The organism is Pedobacter sp. NEAU-ZC8 (genome assembly GCF_059278965.1).
The window spans coordinates 193,450-219,114 of record NZ_JCAJXC010000005.1 but is presented as its reverse complement, the minus strand read 5'-3'; the positions used below and the strand labels follow the sequence as shown (position 1 = coordinate 219,114).

The following is a 25,665-nucleotide window of genomic DNA, read 5'->3' as shown; positions in this document are numbered from 1 at the left end:
TTGAAACCGTACTTGTTTACCTCGCTGCGTTTTTATAAAATGACATCTCTTTAATGAACTTTTCGGCATCTCCTCTCGGTTTGCCTTTATATGTTGCAGATCGCCTAGCTTGTGTTTCCCAGTCTTTCTTGTCTGGTCTGTTTAACTAATCGCTCTGTTTCAATCTTTGTTATTTGCCGTGTTTAACATCCGTTAAGTGGCTCCCTGTTTGTTGGGACTGCAAAGGTAGTAATGATTTTGATATTGTCAAGAATTTATTTCTAAATTTTTTCTTTTTGTTTTTCACTGTTTCCAGTGATGGTTACCTGCTAGAGGTAAACGCAAAAAGAGACATTATCTTACTCCTTTTCAGCCTTTCAAATCTTTCTTCTTTATCCTTTTCACTGTTTCCCTTCCTCCGAAGCGGAGTGCAAATGTAGAAGAAAATTTCATCGCTGCAAAACAATATGTAGAAATATCCTGTTTAAACCTGCTAACCTCTTGAAAAACAAGCGCAATGATTTGCACAGCTTTTCACAATGCTTCGTGTCGCTTGTACAATAAGGTAAACCGGTAGGTTAAAACTTGTATTTCAAAGTGGTTTCAGCCTCAAATTTCAGTTTCAGGCCTGGTCAATCCAACACATTGCTGCTGTTTTAAGTTAATTTAACATCACTCATCTTAACATCAGCCTGTCTTCAACCCGGTCTACTTTTCGATAAAATGCACCAAACTCAGTACTGCCTTTAATAATTCAGCAACATCCCAATTCCAAAGCCTGGTACCCATGAACTTTCCTTTTGGGCCTATGCTACAATTAGCTCGGCCTTCCAACTACAAAACAACATCAAATAATTCGAATCGCCACCCTGCCCATGTTTAGATATAAATACAGTCATTGCTATATATAATAGGATACACTCCGGGACAGCAGGATTTCAGCATAGCTATATAGCGTGCTCTGTTAAGCAGAATCACAAATCCATCATTACGGAGCATACACACTTATACTATATAGGTCCTAAATAAAACTCCGCTTGAGCGGTGAGCATTTGAGGAGCTGTTAAGAACTCCAATCGACACATCATTCACTCAACGTCCAGCTAAAGAAAAATCAACAGGTGTATAGTGCCAGCCGCAATACAGCGCCCGCTTGTATAGCCATTTTGGAATTAAATCAAAAAATCACCGTAGCCTTCTGGAACAGCCAGGCCCCAAAATGCCGCAGCAAACCCTATAGAACCAGCACGCCGCAGCTTCGGATCAAACGCAGACCACAGCCACACCTGACCCACACCTCACCCACATCAAACGCACACCGTAAGTGTGTCTGCGCTGTGTTTGCTGTGCATCAGACCTGAAGCTGAACAGGGTATGCACCGGGACCGTTAAACACGAATGTTTAACCAGTGAGCATCCCGACCTCAGCCACGTCAAATACATCAGCACAGCCGTGCATGCTGCCCTTCTTTTTTTGTGTTAAAAAATGTTAATGACTTGAAAGGATGAATGCCTTTCGATAGCTTAGCGGACTATTATTTTTAATTGACGTTGTCGTATTATTACTTATCTTTGCAGAATGTTTAAAATTAAACACTTAACTTTTTTACTACTAACAATCTTGACTTTATCTATTGCCGGATGTAAAAGTCAGTTTGAAAAAATCCGCCTTAGCAATGACGTTGCTAAGAAATATCAAGAGGCTGTTAGACTTTACAATAACAAGAACTATTCAAAAGCATTAATTTTATTCGAAGACCTGACGCAAAAATACCGGGGACGGGCTGAAGCGGAGGACTTAAATTACTATTACGCATATACCTTATATCGTTTAGGCGATTACACTACTGCCCGCTTTCAGTTTAAAAGCTTTGCCGATATCTATCCAACAAGTAAAAATGCAGAGGAATGCCGCTATATGTATGCGTATTGCTTCTACCTGGAGTCGCCGGCTTCTACCTTAGATCAGGAGAACACGTATAAAGCAATTGACGCGATGCAGCTGTTCATCAACCTATATCCTAAAAGTGAACGTGTTGCACAGGCTACACAGTACATCAACGATCTACGGGGCAAATTGGAAGATAAGGCTTACGCCAATGCTAAATTATATTATGACCTTGGCGGTTATGACATCAGCAATTATAAAGCTGCCGTAGTAGCACTACAAACGGCTCAGGTAGAATTCCCGGACATTAAATATGCAGAAGAAATGGACCTGTTGACCGTTAAGTCACAGTACCTGTATGCAAAGAACAGTTTTGAAACCCGCCAGGAAGAGCGCTATACTGAAGCAATCCAGTTTGCAGACGAGTTTGTACAATCACATCCGGAAAGCAAATACCTGAAAGAAGTAAACGATTTAAAAGCCGACAGCGAAGCTGGCATTGAAAATGCGAAGCGTGTGCTGGCAGAAGTTGCAAAACAAACTGAAAAGTATAAAGAAACGCTTGAAAAAGAAGCGAAAAGAGATAGTACTAGAAACACGATTAAAACCCCAACAACATAATGAATACGAACAAACCCGCTGTACCAAATACAACCGTTACCAGAAATGTTAATGATTTAGATCAGAAGACCGAGAATATCTATGAGTCTTTAGTGATCATCGCGAAGAGGGCAAATCAGATCTCTAACAACATCAAAGAAGAGCTACACGGTAAACTGGCAGAATTTGCGTCTTCAAATGATAACCTGGAGGAGATTTTTGAAAACAGAGAACAAATCGAGATCAGCAAGCACTATGAGCGTATGCCGAAGCCTTCATTGATCGCTATTGATGAGTTCCTTAATGGTAAGGTTTACCACAGAAACCCAGCAAAAGAAGAAAACACCAAGGCATAGTTAACCATTGCATCTCCAATTGCAATAAAGCATGCTTAAAAATAAAAACATTATCCTTGGCGTTTGCGGCAGCATCGCAGCGTATAAATCGGCCTCCCTGGTCAGATTGCTCGTAAAAGCCGGTGCAAACGTCAAGGTTATTCTCACTGCAAATGCGGCAGCTTTCATTACGCCGCTTACCCTTGCTACCCTCTCTAAAAATCCAGTTTACACCAAATATTACGAGGAAGAAACCGGCGTATGGAGCAACCATGTGGAGCTTGCATTATGGGCCGATTACATCCTAATCGCACCTGCCAGTGCCAATACGCTTTCCAAAATGGCCAACGGTGTTTGTGACAACCTGCTTTCAGCAGTGTACCTTTCCGCAAAATGCCAGGTGCTTTTTGCACCTGCTATGGATTTGGACATGTGGAAGCATGAAAGTACACAGGGAAATATCCGTAAGCTACTGGCCTTTGGTAACCTGATGATCGCACCGGGAAGTGGAGAACTCGCCAGCGGATTAGTGGGCGAAGGTCGCCTGGCAGAACCGGAAGAAATCATGGATTTTCTAAACGCTCAGATCACCCAGGGTATGCCTCTGCTTGGCAGAAAGGTGCTGGTTACTGCCGGCCCCACCTATGAAGCGATCGATCCTGTCCGCTTTATTGGAAATCACTCCTCCGGGAAGATGGGCTTTGCAATAGCGCATGCCTTTGAAAACCTCGGCGCGGAAGTAACGCTGATCAGCGGCCCAAGTGCAGAGCAGTCCAGTGCAGGCATCAAGCGCATCAATGTGCGCAGTGCCGCGGAAATGCACCAGGCTTGTATGGAACATTTCAAAGCGGCATCCATCACAGTCATGAGCGCAGCTGTAGCAGATTATACACCAGAGAGCGTTGCAACGGAAAAGATTAAAAAACAGGATCAGACACTTACCATTACGCTAAAGAAGACCGCAGACATCCTGGCCGAACTGGGCAGTCAAAAAACTGCGGATCAGATCCTGGTGGGCTTCGCTTTAGAAACTACCAATGAAGAGGAACATGCAAAGCAAAAACTGCAGCGTAAAAACCTTGATTTCATCGTCCTGAACTCGCTGAACGATTCCGGTGCAGGTTTTGGTGTCGACACCAACAAAATCACCATCATCAATAAAGCCTTGGAGAAGAAGACCTATGAGGTAAAGTCCAAAGCTGCTGTAGCAGCCGACATCTGCCAGGAAATTATTAGCTTGCTCTGATATGAAACGAACCCTGTTGCTTATCCTTCTGTGTTGCCTGCTTAAGCAAACGTACGCACAAGAGTTGAATGCCAGGGTACAACTGCTCGCCCCTACTGTTTCAAATCTCAATCCGGCAACCTTGCAAATGCTGCAAGAGGCCATGCGCAACTTTCTGAACAATAATAAATGGAGCGCAGACACCTACCTGCCACAAGAACGCATTACCTGTAATTTCGTGATTACCGTTAGAGCCTGGGACGGTAATGCCGGTTACCAGGCAGAAGCACAGATACAATCCTCCCGGCCTGTATTTGGCAGTACCTACAACAGTACGCTGCTAAATTTAAGCGACAAGGACTTCAATTTTACCTATACAGAAGGGCAACCGCTGGACTTTTCGGATCAGCTGTTTATCAATAATCTAAGTTCCATGCTGGCCTTTTATGCTTATACCATTATAGGTCTTGATAAGGACAGCTTTGCCAGACAAGGGGGAACACCACTTTTTACTAAGGCACAGCAGGTGATGAATGTTGCGCAGAGCTCTGGTAATGCCGGCTGGAAAGCTGCCGATGGTTTAAGGAACCGCTATTGGCTTAATGAAAACCTGTTAAACAGCAATTACCTGCAACTGCGGGATTTCATTTACAGCTACCATATTGAAGGTCTTGATCGTTTAGCGCAGGACCAGCATACTGCATCGCGTAATCTTTTTAAAAGCCTCACAGACCTTAGTGGGTTAGACAAGCAACGACTTGGCGCTTACTTTCCGAATATCTTCTTTTCGGGTAAAGCGGAAGAGTTCGGTAACATCTTCTCAGGACTCAATGCTGCCCAAAAACGCAGTGCTTTGGATCTGCTCTCGGGTATTGATCCAGCAAATGCAGGCAGGTACGAGGCGTTAAAGTAAAGTCAGCACAGGCTCACTCGGTGCTAACCACGGTGTAACATAGCTAACGAGCTTCCAGGTAATCCCCTATATCACAATTCCTTATTTCTAAATATTTTCAAAAATAATTTGCATTCTACGAATACATTCGTAGTTTTATATACGAAACAATTCGTAGTATAAAAGATGGCAACAGCGATAGAGATAAAACCGACGGAAAGTGAATTAGAGATTCTACAAATTTTATGGGCAAAAAAGAGCTGCACCGTGCGGGACGTGCACGAGGTTTTGGCACAAAACAAAGATGCCGGCTATACAACCACCTTGAAGCTGATGCAGATCATGCATGAAAAAGGGCTTGTCGCCCGCGACACCAGCTCAAAGACCCACGTTTACAAAGCCCTGGTAAACCAGCAACGGACACAGCAGCACCTGGTTAGCCGGATGATTGACAACGTTTTCAATGGATCTGCAAGCCGGATGGTGATGCAGGCCTTAGGCAACCACAAAGCGAGCAAGGAGGAGCTGGATGCAATTAAACAATATCTAGACGATTTAAGTAAGAAATAAAATCATGGAAACATTATTTAACACAATCATCAGTGCATTTGGATGGAGTATGTTTCATTCCCTATGGCAAGGCGCAGTGATATATGGACTGTTGTTTTTAATCCTAATGGCTGTCCCCCGAATAACGGCACGGCTGAAGCATAATCTAGCCTTTGGCGCAATAGCCCTGATGTTTGCGAGTTTCCTGTTAACTTTTGTTTCCATTTTAAAAGTGCCGAGCGGGGCATTAACGTTAACGCTTAACCAACAGGTTTCCCTGGCAGCAGAATTGGCCGCAGCTCCAGAAACTGCCGGCTTTGTGCCTGTTGCGGAGCACTACTTTCCCTACCTGGTTGCACTTTATGGCTTGGGTGTGATCGTGCAAATCATAATTCTTTGGTACAGCTACCAAAAGCTTGAACTGGTTAAACATGCTGCGCATGATTGTGTTCCGCCCTTGTGGCAGGAAAAGTTCCAGGCTGTGCTGTTAAAACTGAATATTAAAAAGCCTGTACTATTTAAGCTGTCTGACAAGGTCAATGTGCCGCTGGTTATCGGCTTTTTTAAACCGATCATCTTATTTCCGGTAAGCATGGCGACACAGCTTGATCTGCAACAGGTAGAAGCTATCCTGATCCATGAATTGTCTCATGTGCGCCGCAATGATTTTCTGCTCAACCTGATTAAAACTGCTATAGAAACGGTGTTATTCTTCAATCCTTTTGTATGGCTCAGCAGCAGGTTTATCCGCATAGAACGCGAACATGATTGCGATGATCTCGTGGTGAAGTTTACCGGCACACCCCTGACCTATGCACATGCCTTATTGAAAATAGAAATTTTAAAGGAAAAAGATACCCCGGCTTTATCACTTGCCGCAAGTGGCAACAGCCAGCATTTGTACCATAGAATTAAAAGAATCACCGATATGAAGACGACGTACATGAGCGCGAAGCAACGCATCTTTGCGATTTCCCTTACCTTGGGAACGATTATTTCACTGGCATGGGTAAGTCCGGCTAAAGACAAGGAAACTGTAAAAACCGCTGCTGCCGACGTGGTCAGACATTTTACACTGGATAATGTACAGGCAATGCCTAAAATGGACCTGCCGATAGACACCCCACCACAAAAGAAGAAAAAGGTTAAGATCATCACGGTAGATGAAAAAGGCAATAAAAAGGAGTACAATGCAGTTAGCAAGCTTCCGGATAGTCTCCGCATTGAGGAGCCAGCCCATGTATACAGGTTTAAATCTGATGGTTACCCAATGGATTCCACAACGGTGATCTCCTTGAGAAGAAATGCAGAGTCGATACGCAAACATTTTGATTCGCCTGAGGAAAAAGCCAAATGGGAGAAACTGGCCCTGGAAATGCAGAAAAAGGGCGAAGCCTTCGCTAAGCGCTTTAATTCACCGGAAGAGCGGGCTAAATGGGAGAAGCTTGGCTTGGAGATGCAGAAGCGAGGTGAAGTATTCACCAGGCAGTTCAATTCACCAGAAGAGCAAGAAAAACGTAAGGCGCTTACAGAAAAGATGAAAAAGCATGCCGAGGAAATGCGTTTAAAAATGAACAGTCCTGAACATCGTGAGGAGATAAAGAAGTTGAACGAGGAGTTGCGTGAAAGCTCTAAGGAGCTGCAGAGAATGATGATCAGCCCCGAGATAGAAAATCAACTTAAAAACTTGAATCTGAACTTCAAGTTTGACACGGATGCAAATGAATCTATCGCACTTCGCAACTCTGAAGAATACAAGAAATTGAAAAAGGAATTTGAAGAAAAGGTGGAGAAACTGAAAAAGAAACAGGAAAAAAGAAAGTCCTGATTGTTGACCAGCTGAATGGTCAAAGAACGATTATCGAAAAAGGCAGATCTTTATCTGCCTTTTTTTGTTGTAAAGAAAATAAACATGCGAGGCTAAGTTTTCATTAATTTAGCGATGAAATATGCTACAAAAACTTTCTATACGTAATTACGCATTAATTGATAGTGTTGAACTTGAGCTGGAGAAAGGTTTGAACATTGTAACCGGGGAAACCGGTGCTGGTAAGTCCATTATGCTGGGCGCTTTGTCGCTGATATTAGGTCAGCGGGCAGAAACCAGGTATTTTTTCAATCAGGAAAAGAAATGTGTGATTGAAGGCACGTTTAAACTGAACGAGAACTCACAGCATCTTTTTCTTGAACATGACCTGGATTACCAGGAAGAAAGCATCCTGAGACGTGAGATCTCCATTGATGGCAAATCTAGGGCGTTCATTAACGATACCCCGGTAACGCTTTCGGTGATGAAACAGGTGGGCGAAAAGCTGATTGACATTCACTCGCAACACGCCACTCAGGAAGTTAGTGATGCGGCTTTCCAGCTATCCATCGTGGATACGTTGGCCAACCATATGCCACTGCTTACCGATTATCGCCAGAAGTATCATGCATATCGTAAGCTCAGCAAACAACTGGTGGCCATGCAGACTGCTGCAGATGAAGCCAGAAGTAAACAGGACTATGAGCAATTCTTGTTCAATGAACTTGAGGCGGCTAACCTGAAAGCTGAAGAACAGGAACAGTTGGAAGCCGAACTTGAACTCCTGAATAATGCGGAGAGCATTAAACGTAGTCTGGTAAACAGCTACGCAATGCTGAGCGAGCAGGAAATTGCTGTGCTGCCAATGCTGAAAGAAGTGGTTAGTCAGCTGAACAGCATTGAAAAGTATAATCCGGAATACGAAGCGCAGAACGAACGACTTAAATCTGCCGTGATTGAATTGAAGGATATCTCTGAAGAGTTGATGGCTTTGGACGAGTCTGTGGTTTTCAGTGTGGCAAGGGTTGAAGAAATTAATACCCGCCTAGATGTGATCTATGCTTTGCAACAGAAACACCGGGTGAAAACGGTTGAAGCGCTGATCCAGATCCGCGAGGATTTAAGCAACAGCCTAAACAAGATGCTGAGTGGCGATGAGGAGATCGAAAAGCTGCAGAAGGATTTGGAAATACGACGTGCTGAACTGGAGAAAAAAGCGGATAAGCTTTCTCAGAACCGGAGCAAGTCTATTAAGAACTCTGAAAAGCAGGTCGATGAAATCCTGATGCAGGTGGGCATGCCAAATGCTAAGATCCATCTGGAGCAAACTGTTCTGGAGGACTTAGGTAAAGACGGCAAGGATCAGATCACCTTGTTATTCTCAGCAAATGCTGGTCAGGCTCCTGCACCGGTAGGCAAAATTGCTTCAGGTGGAGAGTTATCGAGGTTAATGCTTGCCATTAAGTCCATCATGGCGAAACACACCGCATTGCCGACCTTGATCTTCGATGAAATTGACACAGGTATTTCCGGAGAAACGGCTTTGCGTGTCGGGGACGTAATTGGACATCTGGAGAAAAACATGCAGGTGCTTTGCATTACACACCTCCCCCAAATCGCTTCAAAAGGCCAGGCCCATTACTTTGTATACAAACATGAGGCTAAAGATAAGACCACTACCGGGATCCGCCGATTGTCGGCAACGGAGCGGGTTGATGCTATCGCTGAGATGCTTAGCGGGAAAAACCCGGGTAGCTCTGCCTTGGAAAATGCGAAAGACCTGCTGGGCTATAAAAATGAATAAGCCAGATACTGAAAAGAAAATTTTGCTAACTTCGGGTTTGTTAAGTTAGGCCTTAACAACAACATTAAAAGTAGAAATATGTACAACTTATTAAAAGGTAAACGCGGCATCATTACCGGTGCATTAGATGCAAATTCTATCGCATGGAAGGTTGCTGAAAAAGCACATGAAGAGGGCGCAACATTTGTGTTAACCAATGCCCCTATTGCTATGCGCATGGGTGAGATCAACACTTTGGCTGAAAAAACTGGCTCACAAATCGTTCCTGCTGATGCAACCAATGTTGATGAATTGACCAACTTGTTTACTCAATCTCAAGAAATATTAGGTGGTAAAATAGATTTCGTATTGCACTCGATCGGTATGAGTGTTAATATCCGTAAAAAAATCCCTTACACAGAATCTAACTACGACTACTTCATGAAAGGTATCGACGTTTCTGCGATGTCTTTCCATAAAATGCTTGCTGTAGCGAAAAAACTGGATGCAATTGCTGAAGGTGGTAGCGTTGTAGCCCTAACTTATATGGCTGCTCAGCGTACCTATCCTTTCTATACAGACATGGCTGATATTAAAGCAATGCTGGAATCTATCGCAAGAAGCTTCGGATACCACTATGGCGTAGAAAAGAAGGTAAGGATTAATACCGTTTCTCAATCTCCAACCAAAACCACTGCTGGTACAGGTATCAAAGGTTTCGGTGACTTCTACGATTTTGCTAATTCAATTGCTCCTCTTGGCAATGCAGATGCAGAATCTTGTGCAGACTACTGCGTAACCTTATTCTCGGATCTAACCAGGATGGTTACCATGCAGAACTTGTTCCATGATGGTGGTTATTCATCTACTGGTGTAAGTGATGATGTAATGAAGCGTTTAGGTATTGGTAACGAAGGCGAATAAGCTGTCAGTCACAAAGCTATCTGCCCTTTAAATAATATGTTAAAAGTCCCCCATGGGGACTTTTTTATTTGCATATATAACTAATATATTAGTTATTTGAGGACATGATTAAACACCTCCTACTCTGCTGTTCATTCCTCTTGACGGGCATGGCTTTACATGCACAGAACCTGTCCATTACAGGCGTAATTAGGGACAAGAAAGGCGTTGAACTACCTGGTGCAGGGGTGTATCTGAGCAATTATAAAAATGCCACATCAACAGACGCTGAAGGAAGGTTTACCTTGAGTAATCTGAAGCCTGGCAACTACGATGTGCTGGTGCAGATGATGGGCTTCCTGCCCTATACCAAAAATGTTGTACTCTCCGATAAGTCTGTAAGCATTCAGATTGTGTTGCAGGAGAATAGCATTCAACTGAACGAAGTAGTTATTCGTACAGACCCCAACCGGGAAAAGTATTTACAGGTATTTAAAGAGTTCTTTATTGGTAAGACACCTAACTCGGAAAAGTGCAAAATTCTAAATCCGGGAGTACTGCGGGTGGATTATGATAAGGATCGCCGGATATTGACGGTAAAGTCGGATGATTTTCTGATCATCGAGAATAAAGCCTTAGGTTATCAGCTGCGCTATATGCTGCAGTTCTTCGAGTATAATTACAACACCCGGATTGTTTATTACAGCGGCCTTCCAAATTACCAGGAGTTAAAAGGTAGTAAGGCGGCCAAGAAGCGCTGGATCAACAAAAGGGAAACTGCATACTATGGCTCCACACAGCACTTTTTCAAGTCACTGTATTCTGGCAAGAGCAAGGAACAAGGTTATTTATTGCACAAGCTGATAAAGATTCCAAATACCCAACGTCCTCCGGACAGCATTATCAACAAGCACATCAGACGGCTTACACAAAATGGCAATGCGGTGATTCGTCTAGGCTCGGCGGTGAATGATTCACTTAAATACTGGATGAAGGTCCGGGAGATGCCTAAGGAGATCAGTACGCTAAACAGACAGGAAATTCTGCTGGATACTTTGGTGCAGCAGCAATATCGCGACTTGAAGTCTATGCGCTTCAAAGACCAGCTCTACGTGGTTTACACCAAAGAGCGGGAAACTCCGGCATACAGCAATACGTCTGGGCATTCCGTTAGCCGTCCCTTGGATATTCCGAACTACCAGATTTCCATTGTGAACATGCTTCAATCGCCGGTCCACTTCTACGAAAATGGAGGAATTTATGAACCTAAATCGTTATTGTACGAAGGATATTGGGCTTATGAAAAAATAGCAGACATGGTTCCTATGGATTATATTCCACAACCGGTAAAATAATTTAAGGCTACAAGTTACCCTGGTGTATTACTAATATTTTTAGTAAATTCGCGCTATGGAATTGAACGCAGAGAATCCATCTGGTTATTTTAAGGGCCGCGGTGCTCAGGTGAACCCACATAATCATTTCTTGAAGAACGATTACGTGAAAGAACATGTTGAAGGCATAGATGATTGGGAGGAAAAAGACAGCAAAACCACCTTCATTTTCGGCGATGCAAAGTCGGTGGTGAACAAGGTTGACAGCCCAGACGTTGGCATGGCCTACTCCCTTAACCCCTACCAGGGCTGCGAGCACGGCTGCACCTACTGTTATGCCCGAAACAGCCATGAGTATTGGGGCTTCAGCGCAGGGCTGGAGTTTGAGCGCAAGATCATTGTCAAAAAGGAGGCTCCGCAGCTTTTCCGTAAGTTCCTGGAGAAGAAAGGCTGGAATGCCGGGATCATCTCACTATCTGGAAATACTGACTGCTACCAGCCCGCAGAGCGAAAATTCAAGCTCACCCGGCAGTTGCTCCAGATTGCGCTCGAATATAAGCAGCCCATCGGTATGATCACCAAGAATTCACTTGTACTACGTGACCTGGATATCCTCAAAGAGATGGCGCAGGAGAAGCTCTGCATGGTTTATGTATCCATTAACAGCTTGAATGAAGACCTGCGCCTGAAGATGGAGCCGAGGACTGCAACGGCTGCGCAACGCCTTAAAGTAGTAGAACAGCTGAGTAAGGCTGGCATTCCGGTGGGCGTGATGGTTGCCCCGCTTATCCCGGGCTTAAGCGACCATGAAGTGCCTGCAATATTGAAAGCGATTGCAGAACGTGGGGCCACTAACGCCGGGTATACTGTAGTTCGGTTAAATGGAGCTATCGGGGGAATCTTCAAAGATTGGCTGGAAAAGAATTACCCTGATCGTTTTGACAAGGTTTTGCACATGATTCAATCTTGTCATGGTGGCAAGGTGAACGACAGCCGTTTCGGAGAACGCATGCGTGGAAACGGAAATATTGCTCAACTCATCAGTGACACCTTCAAGCTACATTGCAGACTTAACAAACTAAACTTAAATCCCGTTGAGCTCGACTCTAGCAAGTTCCGCGTGCCGAAGGCACAACTGAATCTATTCTAGTATAACTGTTGGTTTCTGATGTTTTCTAGCATGTAAATAGAAAGTATGATGCCAGTGTAAATAGAACGTATCAAGCCAAAGTAGCGCTAAATCTTACAGCAAAAAAAATCCCGTTGATCGCTGATCAACGGGATTTTCATTTATCCAGAAGGTTTATGCACCTTCTTCTTTCTTCTTTTTCTTACCAGGGCTCCTGTTCTCCACGGTAATTTGATCGTTTTCTTTATTGTAGTCGATCTCAAGAACATCACCTTCGCTTACATCACCTTTTAAGATTTCTTCAGCGATTGGATCTTCAAGATATTTCTGGATCGCACGTTTTAGTGGACGAGCACCGAAGTTACTATCAAAGCCTTTGTCAGCAATGAAGTCCTTAGCTGCATCAGTAAGCTTGATTTCATAACCCAGGTTGTGAACTCTACCGAACAGTGATTTCAGTTCAATATCAATGATCTTGAAGATCTCTTCCTTACCAAGGCTATTGAATACAACCACATCGTCAACACGGTTCAAGAACTCTGGAGCAAAAGCACGTTTTAAGGCGTTCTCGATAACCCCTCTTGAATGTGCATCCACCTGGCTAGCTTTAGCAGATGTAGAGAAACCAACACCTTGTCCGAAGTCTTTCAACTGGCGTGCGCCGATGTTAGAAGTCATGATAATGATGGTGTTTCTGAAGTCAACTTTACGTCCAAGACTGTCGGTTAGTTGTCCTTCATCCAATACCTGTAACAGGATATTGAACACATCCGGGTGAGCTTTCTCAATCTCATCCAAAAGGATCACTGCATATGGTTTACGGCGAACTTTCTCCGTAAGCTGACCACCTTCTTCGTACCCTACGTATCCCGGAGGCGCACCCACTAATCGTGACACAGCGAATTTCTCCATGTACTCGCTCATGTCGATCTGGATCAAGGAATCATCACTATCGAACATGAAGCGTGCAAGCTCTTTCGCAAGTTCGGTTTTACCAACCCCGGTTGGACCAAGGAAGATGAATGAACCAATTGGCTTCTTAGGATCTTTCAATCCAGCTCTTGTACGTTGGATGGCTTTCGTTAACTTCTTAATCGCATCATCCTGACCGATGATTTTGTTCGCTACGGTATCGTACATATTCAACAGTTTTTGGCTGTCTGTCTGTCCAACACGTTGCAACGGAATACCAGTCATCATGGAAACAACCTCCGCTACGTTATCCTCCGTTACGGTGTAACGTTTGGTTTTGGTTTCAGCTTCCCATTCAGATTTAGCACGGTCAAGTTCTTCTAAAAGATTCTTTTCAGTATCCCTCAGTTTCGCAGCTTCTTCATATTTCTGACTTTTAACCACCTTGTTCTTTTCAACCTTGATGTCTTCAATCTTGGTTTCAATTTCGATGATCTTCTCAGGAACGTGGATATTGGTTAAGTGAACCCTTGAACCCGCTTCATCTAAAGCATCGATCGCTTTATCTGGTAAGAAGCGGTCCGTGATATACCTTGAAGTCAAGGCCACACAAGCATTGATCGCTTCGTCGGTATAAGTCACACCATGGTGATCCTCATACTTTTCTTTGATGCGGTTAAGGATCTCGATGGTTTCATCCGGAGATGCAGGCTCAATCATTACCTTCTGGAAACGACGGTCTAAGGCACCATCCTTCTCGATGTACTGGCGGTACTCATCTAAGGTGGTTGCACCGATGCATTGAATTTCACCCCTTGCTAGGGCCGGTTTGAACATATTCGAAGCATCTAACGAGCCCGAAGCACCTCCAGCACCTACGATGGTGTGAATCTCATCAATGAACAAGATCACATCAGTAGATTTCTCCAGTTCATTCATCACCGCTTTCATGCGCTCTTCAAACTGGCCACGGTATTTTGTACCAGCAACAAGTGAAGCAAGATCAAGCGTAACAACACGTTTGTTGAACAATACCCTTGATACTTTACGCTGAACGATGCGTAATGCAAGTCCCTCTGCAATGGCAGACTTACCCACACCTGGTTCCCCGATCAGGATCGGGTTATTCTTTTTCCTGCGGGATAGGATCTGAGAAACACGTTCAATTTCTTTTTCCCTGCCCACTATTGGATCAAGGCGGCCTTCCTCTGCAGCTTTAGTTAAATCCCTGCCGAAATTATCCAAAACAGGGGTTTTAGATTTGATGTCTGAAACTTTCTTCGGACCGCTGAAGCTCTCCTCCTCACGATAATCATCATCACTGCCTGCAGAGGCACTGTTCTGTATATCGTCTCTGAAGTTGTTTTTGTTTACTTCAACTTCCTGTTTGAAAATCTCATAATTGATGCTGAATTGTAATAAGATCTGTGAGGCGATGTTATCATCGTCGCGCAGAATTGACAATAATAAATGCTCTGTACCTATCAGGTCGCTTTTAAATATTTTAGCTTCTAAATAAGTGATCTTTAAAACTTTCTCAGCTTGTTTCGTAAGTGGGATGTTGCCCAAATTTACGGTTACACTTGATGTACCTTTAACGGCATCTTCAATGGCACGGCGCAACTTCGAAGTATCTACTCCAAGTGACCTAAGAACCTTTATTGCCATACCGTCGCCTTCGCGGATAAGGCCTAGTAATAGATGTTCTGCGCCTATGTAATCGTGACCAAGTCTCAGGGCTTCTTCCCTGCTAAATGAAATCACATCTTTAACTTGTGGTGAAAACTTAGCTTCCATATCTACCTTTCTTTACTGGAATGCTCTAAACTATAAATTATGTTTAAATAAGCGAGACCATTTTTTTTATTTTATCAACAATTACGCCATCCACACTAAATATAAACACCCTGGTGCCGTAATTTCACAAAACGCTGCTTTTTTTGACTTTATTGCTGATATTTGCAAACCAATATGCAATTATGTCAGACGAAAAAATAATATTCTCAATGGCCGGGGTGAATAAGATTTACCCCCCACAGAAACAAGTATTAAAAAATATATACCTGTCCTTTTTCTATGGTGCAAAAATAGGCGTTATCGGACTAAATGGTTCAGGAAAATCCTCGTTATTGAAAATTATAGCTGGGCTTGACAAATCTTATCAAGGTGAGGTTGTTTTCTCCCCAGGTTATTCTGTCGGATATCTTGCGCAGGAACCTATTTTGGACAATGAAAAGACTGTTCGTGAGGTCGTTGAAGAGGGTGTAGCTGAGATCACAGCCATTCTGAAAGAATACGAAGAGATCAATGAAAAGTTCGGCCTGCCCGAGGTGTATGAGAACCCTGACGAGATGGACAGGCTCATGACCAAGCAAGGTGAACTACAAGATAAAATCGATGCTACCAATGCCTGGGAGCTGGACAACAAACTGGAGCGTGCAATGGACGCTTTGCGCTGCCCGGATCCCGACAGCAAGATTGGTGTACTTTCCGGTGGTGAGCGTAGAAGGGTCGCCATGTGCCGCCTCCTGCTTCAGGAACCAGATGTATTGCTACTCGATGAGCCAACCAACCACCTTGATGCAGAAAGTATCGATTGGCTGGAGCAATTCCTGAAAGACTACAAAGGAACCGTTATCGCAGTAACCCACGACAGGTACTTCCTTGACAATGTGGCCGGTTGGATCCTCGAACTTGACCGCGGTGAAGGTATTCCCTGGAAAGGAAACTACTCTTCATGGTTAGATCAAAAAGCAAAACGTCTTTCACAAGAAGAAAAGACCGAAAGCAAACGTCAGAAAACCCTGGAGCGCGAGCTGGAGTGGGTACGTATGGCTCCAAAAGCGAGACATGCAAAATCTAAAGCAAGGTTATCCAACTACGAAAAACTTGCTTCTGAGGACTCTAGAGAGCGCGAAGACAAACTGGAGCTCTTCATCCCTGCTGGTCCACGTTTAGGTAACGTCGTTATCGAAGCCAACAACGTAACCAAGGCCTATGGAGATAAGATCCTGTTCGAAAACCTGAGCTTCTCCCTCCCACCAGCAGGTATCGTTGGTATCATCGGACCAAATGGTGCAGGTAAAACCACCTTATTCCGCTTGATCACTGGCCAGGATACCCCGGACACTGGAGACTTCAGAGTAGGTGAAACGGTAGCCTTGGGTTATGTGGATCAGAACCACAATGACCTGGAACCTGAAAAAACCGTATACGAGAACATCACCGATGGACTCGACAACATTCAGCTTGGAAACAAGGCTGTTAACGGACGTGCTTACGTGTCCAAGTTCAACTTCAACGGTGGCGACCAGCAGAAGAAAGTAGGCGTACTGTCAGGTGGAGAAAGAAACCGTGTACACCTGGCCATTACCTTGAAAAAAGGTGCCAACGTGCTATTACTGGATGAGCCGACCAATGATATCGACGTAAACACCCTGCGAGCACTGGAAGAAGCATTGGAGAACTTCGGTGGTTGTGCGGTAGTCATCAGTCACGACCGTTGGTTCCTCGACCGCATCTGTACACACATTCTTGCCTTCGAGGGCAACTCACAGGTGTACTTCTTTGAAGGTAACTACAGCGACTACGAAGAAAACCGCAAGAAACGACTTGGTGACGTCACCCCTCACCGCATTAAATACAAAAAACTAGCCTAATCTGGCTTTGCATCAACCTCCAAACTGCTGGAGGTTGATGTTTATACTGACCTGCAGATATCTGGTATTCTGATTGTTTTTACTGTCAATGATGGAGTTGTCAGACACATTCCTGATGAAATAGTTACCCTGATTCAGAATATCATAGGCTTGAATCTTAAAAGTTCCGCGCTCCCGGCGCAGGAAAGATTTCTCCAGACTCATATTGATGATCGTTGGATTGCTCGAAGCAATTGAGTAGCCTATATTGATACGTTTCAAAGCATCAAAGCCCAGGATCACACGTTGCGGTAAAGTAGCTTTCATGCTCAGGTTAAACTCATACACCTGAATATTCTTCAAATTACTATATCCCAAAGAGTACCGGTTGCTGTTATAATTGTAACTCGCATCGCCGGTAATGGAAAGTGCCTTTTTACTCATCCGCAGCAATACCGCTTGCGAAAAATTGAAGCCCTTGTTCTCGTTTAACACGAAATTCGAGTAGGAGACCGTGTTCCCAAAGCCAACCGTTCCCCTAACTTCCAAATTGATCACATTGTCAGCAAAGGGCTGGGACCAGGAATAAATCCCATCCACATTGTAAGCGCCATTCGCATTCAGAAAGGTTGTTTCCTGTTTTAGCCCGTTGAGCGTGTCCCGCCTCAGGATCACATTGCTGACAACCTGATTTTGTACCACCTCACCATTCAGCGCAAACATCAGTACGCGCCCGGTTTCGAGGTTACTGTTCTGAAAGGACAAACTCGCCGTTTGGTGGAAGGTAGATTTCAGGTTCGGATTACCAACAATAACATTCTGCAGGTTTCTGGTGTTTGGCACCGGCTGGAGCTGTGCAAGGTTAGGCGCCGAACTGTTCCCGTTGTAAAGAAAGGTTAAACTCGTACGCTCCGATATGTTGTAGCTGACATTTGCAACCGGCGTAATGTTAAAGCCAGCATGCCTGATGGTACCGTAAGGCCGTTTATTTATTACGGTCAAGACATTCGGTTGTGCACTTATGCCGAAGTTATAACTCAGGTCCTCCGCCCCATATCTGAAGTTGACGCCCAGCAGGTGCGCTCCGAATCGGGACGTGTAGGTACTGCTTAATGAATCCACTATCCGGTTTCGACCGAAGGCATTCTTCACTCTGGTAAGCAGGTTATTGGCATTATCTTCCAGATCATAGGTGTAAACGATATCCAGATTCTTACTTACCAGGGAATCATGATCGTTCGACATTGGTTCCGAGAATCTCACTGTGCCTGACACGCTTCTCAATCTGTTCTTCGTATCCATCAAACGGTTTAGCAGGGAGTCCTTTGCAAACAGGCCCGTTCTGGGGTTATAATAACGGATCAGGTTGTCCATATTATCATCCTGCTGCGAAATGCCGTTCTTAGCTGACAAGCCTACCGACAGTGTTCTTCCAGGCTTCTTCAGGCGATGTGAAAACGCGAAATTACCTGCAAACTCTGGTGTGTACTGATCCGTAATGATCGTATTTCTTAAATCCTGTTTGTTAACACCAGTCTGTTCGGATGAAGCCTGATAGTCGCTGTTTGTATTCAGGAAATTACCGGAAACCGAAGCCTGAATATAGCTCGTTTTACCAATAGACTGCAGATTCCAGCTCAGGTTATGCTTGCTGGTATTGGTGTTCCGGTTATAGTCGTTTAACGTATAGAGTGAACCCGAAGGATTTAAAGTCTCGGTATAATCAAGCTGATGGTTTTCATTCTTGTTGTTATCATAAGAATAAGCCAGACTGGCAGTCACCGCATCGCTTAGCTTATCCCGATAATTCATTCCCGTTGAAATATTCCTGTTGATACCTGCAGGATTATTCGTGCTGTTGATATTTCCTTTAAGACCCACCTGCTTCTTCTCCCGCCAAAGGTTACCATTAGTTTGCAGCCCATAACGTTCATTCGTGCCGGTATATACCGCCGTATTTCCGAAATTCCCTTTTCCCCTGCCGGGTTTTGTTACCAGGTTCAGCATCTTCTGCGATTCACCAGACTTATTACCCGTGAAGCTGGACTCATCACCATAGTCGTTGATGATCTGAACTTTGGCAATGATATCTGCCGGAAGTTGGTTGATGAAATCTTTAACGCTGTTGGTGAAGAAATCCTCCCCATTTACGCGGAGTTTTGTGGTAGGTTGCCCCATGGAGATCAGTCGCCCATCGCGATCGAAGCGTAAGCCCGGCAACTGCTTGAGCAGCTCATCCACACGATCGTTCTCCCGAACCAGAAAAGCCGCAGCATTATATTCAATCGTATCTTTAAGTACACGAACGGGAATCACCTGGGTGGTGATCACCACTTCTTTAAGGGTGTTTTTATCTTTTTGCAGAAAGTATGGTACGTTATTGTACTTCTGACCTGGTTTAAACTCGAGCTCAACGTCAAGCGGGACATAGCCCATACTTTTGATGTTGAGTTGCGCCCGCGGACCAGAGATACCAGAGATACTGAATTTACCCCTGAAATCCGTTACCGCGTGCAGCGTGTCTTTTCCTGATACAACACGAATGGAGGAGCCCGGAATGGCCCTGTTCACAGAATCTTTTACTGTTCCGCTTACCTTATTCGTAGCTTGAGCAATCGCATAACCAGAGCATAAAAGATTGAACAAAAGGAATAGTAATATGCGCATAACAGCTCCTTGCTATGCGAACATAGCGAAAATTGCTAAATATGACTAATATTATAAGGCATTATGCGCCCTAATCTTTCTGTTCATTTTTCGGTGCCCTCGGTCCACGCTTGTAGATAATCAGTCCGTTTAGGAAGTTTCTGAGGATCTGATCACCGCAGGGTTTAAAGTTCGGATGGTCGGTACTCCTGAAAAATGAGCCCAGTTCGCTCTTCGTAATTTTGAAGTTTACCAGTTCCATAATCTTAATGATCTCATCATTATTAAGTTCCAGCGCTACCCGAAGCTTTTTAAATATATCGTTATTGCTCATATTACATTGCTATCTCTATTTTCACCTTCTTATTCTTGATCCGCTCATTGGCTAATGCCGCGAGCACTTTCCGGCTCATATTGCGTTTCACTGCAACATAACTGCTTTGATCTTTAACCTCAATCAAGCCAACATCTTCCTTCTGTAAGCCACCTTTTTTCAAGAGTAGTCCAACGATATCAATCTTGTTAACCTTATCTTTTTTGCCGGCAGCGATGTACAAAGTCTGCCACTCACTGTCATTCGGAAGCTTGTAACCTTTATCTTTCAAAACTTCCGTTTCAATGTCTCCAGCCAGGAAGGGATATTTCTCTTCTTCCGTCATGATCAGGTATGCCGTTCCTTTGGCATTCATCCGGGCTGTACGACCATTACGATGCAGAAAAGCATCTTCGGTGTATGGCAGCTGGTAATGTACAATGTATTGCACTTCAGGAATATCCAAGCCGCGGGCCGCAAGATCCGTGGTGATTAACAGTTTTATACTGCCGTTGCGGAACTTCAGCAGCGCACGCTCACGCTCATCCTGCTCCATGCCACCATGAAAAATATCGTGTGCAAGATCTTTATCGATCAAAAGGTCACTGATACGATCCACCGTTTCCCGGTGATTACAGAAGATCAGCGTACGCTCATCTCCAATTTTACAGATCAGTTTAAACAAGGTGTTTAATTTCTCCTCTGCAGTCGTAATTACCTTCTTAAGTTTCAAATCGGGAGTAACTGCAGCACTGGCTAAAAAGTCGATCTCTTCTGCAATACGTACACCTGCGAACTCCGGAATGACTTCCATCTTCGTAGCGGAAGTCAGAAACCGCTGCTTCAGGGAGCGCAGCTGACCGATGATGTAAGACATATCATCTTGAAAGCCAAATTCCAGGGCTTTATCAAATTCATCCAGCACCAGGGAGGTTATGGTAGATTCATCAAAGTTTTCGTGCTTCAAATGGTAGGCGATCCTGCCTGGCGTTCCAATCAGTAATGCTGGTGCTTCGGCCAGGTTGTTCTTCTCAACCTTCACTGCATGCCCGCCATAACAGCAGTTAACCTTAAATCCTGTTCCCATAGCCTTAAAGACCTGTTCAATCTGCAGTGCAAGTTCTCTGGAGGGCACCAGGATCAAAGCCTGTACACCCTTGGTGGCCGGATTAAGGTTGTTCAGCAGCGGCAGCAAAAAGCCCAGCGTTTTACCTGAACCCGTAGGTGCCAGCAAGATGAGGTCCTTACCTTTTGCAGCGGCAGCTGTCGCAGCAAGCTGCATCTCGTTTAGCGCGGAAATATTCAGATTCTGAAGAACTCTTTGTACCATAAGCAACAAAGGTAACAAATCTGCCGGGAAGCACCCCGAATGGCTTAAAACTTAAGGTAACGCTTTTTAATGCGGCGCAGGGTTCTGTTTACCCTCGACTCCATCTGGATGAGCATATCGCCTCTTTTGCTCACCAGAGCACTCATATAGGTATTCGCCTTTTGGATCGGAGAATAAAGGTGATCATCCAATAATTCAAGATATTTTTCATTAGATCTGCTTGCCTGAAGCAAATAAAATTCATTCATCAAATCTGGGTTAATCGTGTTCATTGGATTTCTTTTTTAAGATACAACCATTTACAACTATAGGATAAACAACAATTCACCAGATAAGTTGTTCTTTATAATGACAAACAAATAAAACTAACAAGAATTAGATGGATAGACACACCTATCAAACAGGGATTATTGGAAACTGTGCTTACCTGGCGCACATCAACAAAAACACTAATGTAGACTGGCTTTGCTGGCCACGATTCGACAGCTCATTTGTATTCGGCGGCTTACTTGATGATGAAAAAGGCGGTGAATTCTCCATCCGGCCTGCGGGAGAGTACAGCTCAAAACAGTATTACCTGGAGAATACTAATATTCTCTGCACAGAGATCACCAATCCGGAAGGCACTTACCGGATAACCGATTTCGCACCACGCTTCAGACAATATGAGCGTTACTACAAACCGCTCATGTTTATTAGAAAAATCGAAGTGATCAGCGGCAACCCTCGTGTAAAGGTGAAATGCCGCCCCGTATATAATTATGGTGAAGACAAATTTACCCGCAGTCGCGGCAGTAATCACATCTTATATCATTCAGGTAACGAGACGCTGCAGCTCAGCACCAACATTTCCTTAAGCTACATCGAAGACGAACGCTATTTTGCGCTGAATGAACCAAAATACCTGATCACCACCTTCGGCTACAAACTGGAAGCACCAATTGATAGTACAGCGGAACGCTTCCTGCTAAGCACAAAGCAGTACTGGCGCACCTGGATCAAACACTCTTCCATTGCTGGCTTTCAGCAACAGGTAGTCATACGCTCCGCCCTGGTATTAAAAATCCACCAATATGAAGATACCGGAGCAATCATTGCCGCAAGTACCACCAGCCTTCCAGAACACCCGGGCAGTGTACGGAACTGGGATTACCGTTATTGCTGGATGCGCGATACCTATTATGTCATCACAGCCTTAAACCACATCGGCCACTTCGAAGAGATGGAGCGCTATTTCAACTACATCACGGATATTTCCTTCCGCAACGACGAGCGCTACCAACCTTTGTTTGGCATTGCCGGCGAACGGAAACTAACCGAACGTATTCTCGGGAACATCAAAGGCTACCAGGGCAACCAACCGGTAAGGATCGGGAACCAGGCCTTTGAGCATATTCAAAATGATATCTATGGTCAGGTGATCATATCCATGCTGCCATTATACCATGATAACCGCTTCATTTTCGATGAACGTCATGGCTCTGCGCAATGGCTCGACTATCTGTTGAAAAAGATCGAGCGCACCATAGATGAGAAAGATGCAGGAATTTGGGAATTCAGGAATATTGCCAATCACCACTGCTACACGAACCTGTTTCAATGGGCAGGTGCAAACGCGGCATTGAAGATGGCGACAACCATCAATGATGAGCAAAGTAAACAACGTGCGCAGCTATTGATTGATAAAGCGGCTAAGCACATTGAAGACTGTTATGATCCGGAAAGAAAAGTGTACACACATGGCGTGAACAGCCCACACCTTGATGCAAGCACACTGCAGCTCATCCTGATGAACTATCTGGATCCGCAATCACAGAAAGCGAAAGATCACCTTTCTGCGGTGGAAGCTGAACTTAAAGCCGACAATGGCTTATTCTACCGTTACAAACACGCAGATGATTTTGGCAAGCCGAAATCGACCTTCCTCATCTGCGCATTCTGGTATGTGGAAGCATTAGCCTGTGTAGGCCGGATTGATGATGCCATCAAGGAGTTTGAATCCCTGATGCAGTATGGCAATCATCTTAATCTGTTCAGTGAAGATATTGATGAAAATGATGGCAGTCAGTGGGGCAACTTCCCGCAAGCCTATAGCCATGTAGGCTTGATGAATGCTGCACACCGAATCGCCATCAAATTAGACAAACCTGTTTTTCTCTAACTGCAAAGCAGTTTTAAAAGGGACCTGACTTCGGTTGGGTTCCTCAAATAATATCTTGCCGCAGAAATGTTTCCACCAACTTTTATGGTGTAGGCCTCTTCTGGAATCGCTTTAAAGATATCTTCATCCGTATGGTCATCACCCAGCGCCAGGATGAAGTCCGGGTGATTGTCGTGCATCCAGTTTAAGGCTGCTTTCCCTTTATTCACCTCAATATTCTTAAATTCCAGCACCTTATTGCCAGGCATCAATTGCAGTCCATTATCGGCAACCATGATCCGAAGGTGATTGATAATTTCCTGAGCACGCAATTCGCCCAATCCCTCTTCTACCTTACGGTAATGCCAAACCAAGGAATAGCTTTTTTCCTCAATGAAAGAACCTGGCGTACGGTCCGTATAGGTCTCCAACACTGCGCGTATGTCCAGTTTCCACTTGTCGGTTAACAAGGGTAAACTTTTCCACTCATTACCTGATTGTTTCTGCCAGGCACCATGCTCTGCAATCATATCTAGCTTCAAATGCCCGAACCAATCCTCAAGCGTTTGATGCCGTCTTCCGCTAATGATGATCACTTTATTCCCTTCCACCTCGGACAGGTTCGCAAGCAAATGCAGCAATTCTTCATCTGGTGAAGCCTTGTCAATATCTCCCTTAAAGCCCACCAATGTTCCATCATAATCCAGGAACAAATAGCGATCACCAGCTTTATTGTATGCGGTTTTTATTCCTTCCCGAATGGAAGCTGAGGCATATTTTGTTAGTAAGGCTGCCTGCATCTCTTTCACCTCTTCTAGTTTATCCATAAAGTTTTTCACCCATAAATGTATGTTGAATTTTTTCACGATGGCCCTCATGCTCTTCATACGATGCTCCTGCTCCGCATCTGTCATGTTTAAGGCCTGTACAAGTGAGCGCATGATCTCACCAATATTGTTTGGGTTTACAATCAGTGCGTCGTTCAGCTCTTTGGAAGCGCCAGCCATCTCACTAAGGATCAGCACACCCTTGTTGTCCGTTTTTGAAGCCACAAATTCCTTGCTTACCAGGTTCATCCCATCCCGCATTGGCGTTACCAGGCAAACATCTGCGGTTCTATATAATGCCGAAAGGAACTCAATCGGGAAGGAACGATAGAAGTAATGTACCGGTGCCCAGTTCAACGTTCTGAACTTCGCATTGATATTGCCGACCAGCTGATCGATCTGCTCACGCAGTTCTTTGTATTGTGGAACACTATCTCGCGAGGGTACAACGATCATGTAGAGTTCGACCTTCTCGATATACTCCGGATAACAATGCAGGAAGAGCTCGAAGGCCTGCAGTCTTGGAATAATGCCCTTACTGTAGTCCAGCCGGTCAATAGACAGGATCATTCTCGAACCCTGTTTAGATTCCTTGAAAGATTGGATGTGCGCGGAAACACGCTCATTGCTGGCCAGCACTTCAAATTTCTGGTCATCGATACCCATTGGAAAGGCCTCTACCACAATCTGTCGCTCACTGTAATTGATTACGTTATTAGCATATTTAGAAGTAGAGAGTTTACTCGCTGCACTCAGGAAGTGGCGAACATCATCGAACGTGTGAAAGCCGAGCAAGTCAGCGCCAAACATTCCTTCCAGCAGCTCTTCCCGCCAAGGGATAAGCCTGAATATCTCATAGGATGGGAAAGGGATGTGTTGGAAGAATCCAATTGTGATATGTGCCTGTCGCGCGCGTACCATGCCCGGTAGCAGCAACAACTGATAATCATGTACCCAAACGGTATCACCCTCTTTAAGGTGTGCGACTACCGAATCAGCGAATTTTGTGTTTACACTTTGGTAAAAGTCCCAATAACTCTGCTCGTAGTTGGCATAAGTAGTCATATAATGAAACACTGGCCAGAGCACCTCGTTGGAAAAGCCTTCATAATACTGGTTGATCTCCTCATTACTCAGGAATACCGGGATCAGGTTCAGCGCTGCCAACTTCTCCGTAACTTCCTGCTGTCGTTCCTCCGGCACTTCAACGCCGGGCCATCCAATCCAGATGTTGTGCCCGGTCTTGTATATGGATCCCAAACCGGTAGCCAGACCACCCTCGCTTGGACTTAATTCATAAACCCCATCCTTTTCTACAATTTTCACAGGAAGACGGTTGGAAACAATAATGGTTTTATTCTTTGTCATATGTACTAATACTACCCCTTTAATATGGTATTGTTTTGAGTTTTTGCAGATTTAGCAGCACGCAAAC

At 44.5% G+C, this 25,665-nt stretch carries 18 protein-coding genes; 12 read left to right on the top strand and 6 right to left on the bottom strand.

Going from position 1 to position 25,665, the window contains the following annotated elements; all coding sequences use genetic code 11:
• The first annotated feature begins 1,558 nt into the window (after positions 1-1,558).
• The 10 genes from AC5WJX_RS06390 (at position 1,559) to AC5WJX_RS06345 (ending at position 12,445) form a co-directional block, all read left to right on the top strand.
• Complete coding sequence (locus AC5WJX_RS06390) at positions 1,559-2,488, top strand: outer membrane protein assembly factor BamD (protein WP_440432028.1); 930 nt, start codon at positions 1,559-1,561, stop codon at positions 2,486-2,488.
• Positions 2,488-2,823 (top strand): DNA-directed RNA polymerase subunit omega, encoded by a 336-nt coding sequence (locus AC5WJX_RS06385; protein ID WP_440432026.1) that lies wholly within the window; start codon positions 2,488-2,490, stop codon positions 2,821-2,823. The genes AC5WJX_RS06390 and AC5WJX_RS06385 overlap by 1 nt, the downstream gene beginning before the upstream one ends.
• A gap of 31 nt (positions 2,824-2,854) precedes the next feature.
• Entirely contained in the window at positions 2,855-4,048 is a 1,194-nt protein-coding gene (gene coaBC / locus AC5WJX_RS06380; protein ID WP_494483826.1) for a bifunctional phosphopantothenoylcysteine decarboxylase/phosphopantothenate--cysteine ligase CoaBC, read from the top strand.
• Between the two features lies 1 nt (position 4,049).
• The gene (porD, locus tag AC5WJX_RS06375; protein WP_494483825.1) at positions 4,050-4,940 is read left to right on the top strand and encodes a type IX secretion system protein PorD; all 891 of its coding nucleotides are present in this window, start codon (positions 4,050-4,052) and stop codon (positions 4,938-4,940) included.
• Positions 4,941-5,105: 165 nt separating this feature from the next.
• Positions 5,106-5,489, top strand: a complete 384-nt coding sequence (locus tag AC5WJX_RS06370; RefSeq protein ID WP_494483824.1) for a BlaI/MecI/CopY family transcriptional regulator — start codon at positions 5,106-5,108, stop codon at positions 5,487-5,489.
• A 4-nt stretch (positions 5,490-5,493) separates the two neighbouring features.
• The gene (locus AC5WJX_RS06365) at positions 5,494-7,296 is read left to right on the top strand and encodes a M56 family metallopeptidase (protein ID WP_494483823.1); all 1,803 of its coding nucleotides are present in this window, start codon (positions 5,494-5,496) and stop codon (positions 7,294-7,296) included.
• A gap of 121 nt (positions 7,297-7,417) precedes the next feature.
• On the top strand, positions 7,418-9,079 hold the full coding sequence (gene recN / locus AC5WJX_RS06360) for a DNA repair protein RecN (RefSeq protein WP_494483822.1): 1,662 nt from the start codon (positions 7,418-7,420) through the stop codon (positions 9,077-9,079).
• Between the two features lie 78 nt (positions 9,080-9,157).
• Complete coding sequence (locus AC5WJX_RS06355) at positions 9,158-9,982, top strand: enoyl-ACP reductase FabI (protein ID WP_440432014.1); 825 nt, start codon at positions 9,158-9,160, stop codon at positions 9,980-9,982.
• Positions 9,983-10,086: 104 nt separating this feature from the next.
• Positions 10,087-11,316, top strand: a complete 1,230-nt coding sequence (locus tag AC5WJX_RS06350; protein WP_494483821.1) for a carboxypeptidase-like regulatory domain-containing protein — start codon at positions 10,087-10,089, stop codon at positions 11,314-11,316.
• A gap of 55 nt (positions 11,317-11,371) precedes the next feature.
• Entirely contained in the window at positions 11,372-12,445 is a 1,074-nt protein-coding gene (locus AC5WJX_RS06345; RefSeq protein WP_494483820.1) for a PA0069 family radical SAM protein, read from the top strand.
• 153 nt (positions 12,446-12,598) lie between these two features.
• Here the strand turns inward: AC5WJX_RS06345 and AC5WJX_RS06340 are convergent, their stop codons facing one another.
• Complete coding sequence (locus tag AC5WJX_RS06340) at positions 12,599-15,133, bottom strand: ATP-dependent Clp protease ATP-binding subunit (RefSeq protein ID WP_494483819.1); 2,535 nt, start codon at positions 15,131-15,133, stop codon at positions 12,599-12,601.
• 182 nt (positions 15,134-15,315) lie between these two features.
• Here AC5WJX_RS06340 and ettA point away from each other — a divergent pair, with 182 nt between their 5' ends.
• Positions 15,316-16,995 carry an energy-dependent translational throttle protein EttA gene (ettA, locus tag AC5WJX_RS06335; protein WP_440432007.1) on the top strand — a complete coding sequence of 560 codons (1,680 nt, stop codon included), beginning with the start codon at positions 15,316-15,318 and terminating at the stop codon, positions 16,993-16,995.
• A 12-nt stretch (positions 16,996-17,007) separates the two neighbouring features.
• Here the strand turns inward: ettA and AC5WJX_RS06330 are convergent, their stop codons facing one another.
• The 4 genes from AC5WJX_RS06330 to AC5WJX_RS06315 all read right to left on the bottom strand — a co-directional run bounded on the left by AC5WJX_RS06330 (position 17,008) and on the right by AC5WJX_RS06315 (position 21,511).
• The gene (locus AC5WJX_RS06330) at positions 17,008-19,641 is read right to left on the bottom strand and encodes an outer membrane beta-barrel protein (RefSeq protein WP_494483818.1); all 2,634 of its coding nucleotides are present in this window, start codon (positions 19,639-19,641) and stop codon (positions 17,008-17,010) included.
• Positions 19,642-19,711: 70 nt separating this feature from the next.
• Positions 19,712-19,954: a DUF1456 family protein gene (locus AC5WJX_RS06325; RefSeq protein ID WP_440432003.1), complete on the bottom strand. Its 243-nt coding sequence runs from the start codon at positions 19,952-19,954 to the stop codon at positions 19,712-19,714.
• 1 nt (position 19,955) lies between these two features.
• Positions 19,956-21,263, bottom strand: a complete 1,308-nt coding sequence (locus AC5WJX_RS06320) for a DEAD/DEAH box helicase (RefSeq protein WP_494483817.1) — start codon at positions 21,261-21,263, stop codon at positions 19,956-19,958.
• 44 nt (positions 21,264-21,307) lie between these two features.
• The gene (locus AC5WJX_RS06315) at positions 21,308-21,511 is read right to left on the bottom strand and encodes a hypothetical protein (protein ID WP_440432000.1); all 204 of its coding nucleotides are present in this window, start codon (positions 21,509-21,511) and stop codon (positions 21,308-21,310) included.
• A gap of 131 nt (positions 21,512-21,642) precedes the next feature.
• On the opposite strand from AC5WJX_RS06315, the gene AC5WJX_RS06310 reads away from it, so the two are divergent.
• On the top strand, positions 21,643-23,424 hold the full coding sequence (locus AC5WJX_RS06310) for a glycoside hydrolase family 15 protein (protein ID WP_494483816.1): 1,782 nt from the start codon (positions 21,643-21,645) through the stop codon (positions 23,422-23,424).
• On the opposite strand, the gene AC5WJX_RS06305 is transcribed toward AC5WJX_RS06310, so the two are convergent.
• Positions 23,421-25,598 carry a bifunctional alpha,alpha-trehalose-phosphate synthase (UDP-forming)/trehalose-phosphatase gene (locus AC5WJX_RS06305; RefSeq protein WP_494483815.1) on the bottom strand — a complete coding sequence of 726 codons (2,178 nt, stop codon included), beginning with the start codon at positions 25,596-25,598 and terminating at the stop codon, positions 23,421-23,423. The genes AC5WJX_RS06310 and AC5WJX_RS06305 overlap by 4 nt on opposite strands.
• Positions 25,599-25,665 lie beyond the last annotated feature (67 nt).

Excerpts from the sequence above, each read along its gene's own strand:
- coaBC (WP_494483826.1), top strand. The coding sequence starts at position 2,855 with ATGCTTAAAAATAAAAACATTATCCTTGGCGTTTGCGGCAGCATCGCA.
- AC5WJX_RS06355 (WP_440432014.1), top strand. The coding sequence starts at position 9,158 with ATGTACAACTTATTAAAAGGTAAACGCGGCATCATTACCGGTGCATTA.
- AC5WJX_RS06320 (WP_494483817.1), bottom strand. The coding sequence starts at position 21,263 with ATGGTACAAAGAGTTCTTCAGAATCTGAATATTTCCGCGCTAAACGAG.
- AC5WJX_RS06345 (WP_494483820.1), top strand. The coding sequence starts at position 11,372 with ATGGAATTGAACGCAGAGAATCCATCTGGTTATTTTAAGGGCCGCGGT.
- AC5WJX_RS06310 (WP_494483816.1), top strand. The coding sequence starts at position 21,643 with ATGGATAGACACACCTATCAAACAGGGATTATTGGAAACTGTGCTTAC.
- AC5WJX_RS06315 (WP_440432000.1), bottom strand. The coding sequence starts at position 21,511 with ATGAATGAATTTTATTTGCTTCAGGCAAGCAGATCTAATGAAAAATAT.
- AC5WJX_RS06305 (WP_494483815.1), bottom strand. The coding sequence starts at position 25,598 with ATGACAAAGAATAAAACCATTATTGTTTCCAACCGTCTTCCTGTGAAA.
- AC5WJX_RS06330 (WP_494483818.1), bottom strand. The coding sequence starts at position 19,641 with ATGCGCATATTACTATTCCTTTTGTTCAATCTTTTATGCTCTGGTTAT.
- AC5WJX_RS06325 (WP_440432003.1), bottom strand. The coding sequence starts at position 19,954 with ATGAGCAATAACGATATATTTAAAAAGCTTCGGGTAGCGCTGGAACTT.
- porD (WP_494483825.1), top strand. The coding sequence starts at position 4,050 with ATGAAACGAACCCTGTTGCTTATCCTTCTGTGTTGCCTGCTTAAGCAA.
- AC5WJX_RS06340 (WP_494483819.1), bottom strand. The coding sequence starts at position 15,133 with ATGGAAGCTAAGTTTTCACCACAAGTTAAAGATGTGATTTCATTTAGC.
- AC5WJX_RS06350 (WP_494483821.1), top strand. The coding sequence starts at position 10,087 with ATGATTAAACACCTCCTACTCTGCTGTTCATTCCTCTTGACGGGCATG.
- ettA (WP_440432007.1), top strand. The coding sequence starts at position 15,316 with ATGTCAGACGAAAAAATAATATTCTCAATGGCCGGGGTGAATAAGATT.
- recN (WP_494483822.1), top strand. The coding sequence starts at position 7,418 with ATGCTACAAAAACTTTCTATACGTAATTACGCATTAATTGATAGTGTT.
- AC5WJX_RS06385 (WP_440432026.1), top strand. The coding sequence starts at position 2,488 with ATGAATACGAACAAACCCGCTGTACCAAATACAACCGTTACCAGAAAT.
- AC5WJX_RS06390 (WP_440432028.1), top strand. The coding sequence starts at position 1,559 with ATGTTTAAAATTAAACACTTAACTTTTTTACTACTAACAATCTTGACT.
- AC5WJX_RS06365 (WP_494483823.1), top strand. The coding sequence starts at position 5,494 with ATGGAAACATTATTTAACACAATCATCAGTGCATTTGGATGGAGTATG.
- AC5WJX_RS06370 (WP_494483824.1), top strand. The coding sequence starts at position 5,106 with ATGGCAACAGCGATAGAGATAAAACCGACGGAAAGTGAATTAGAGATT.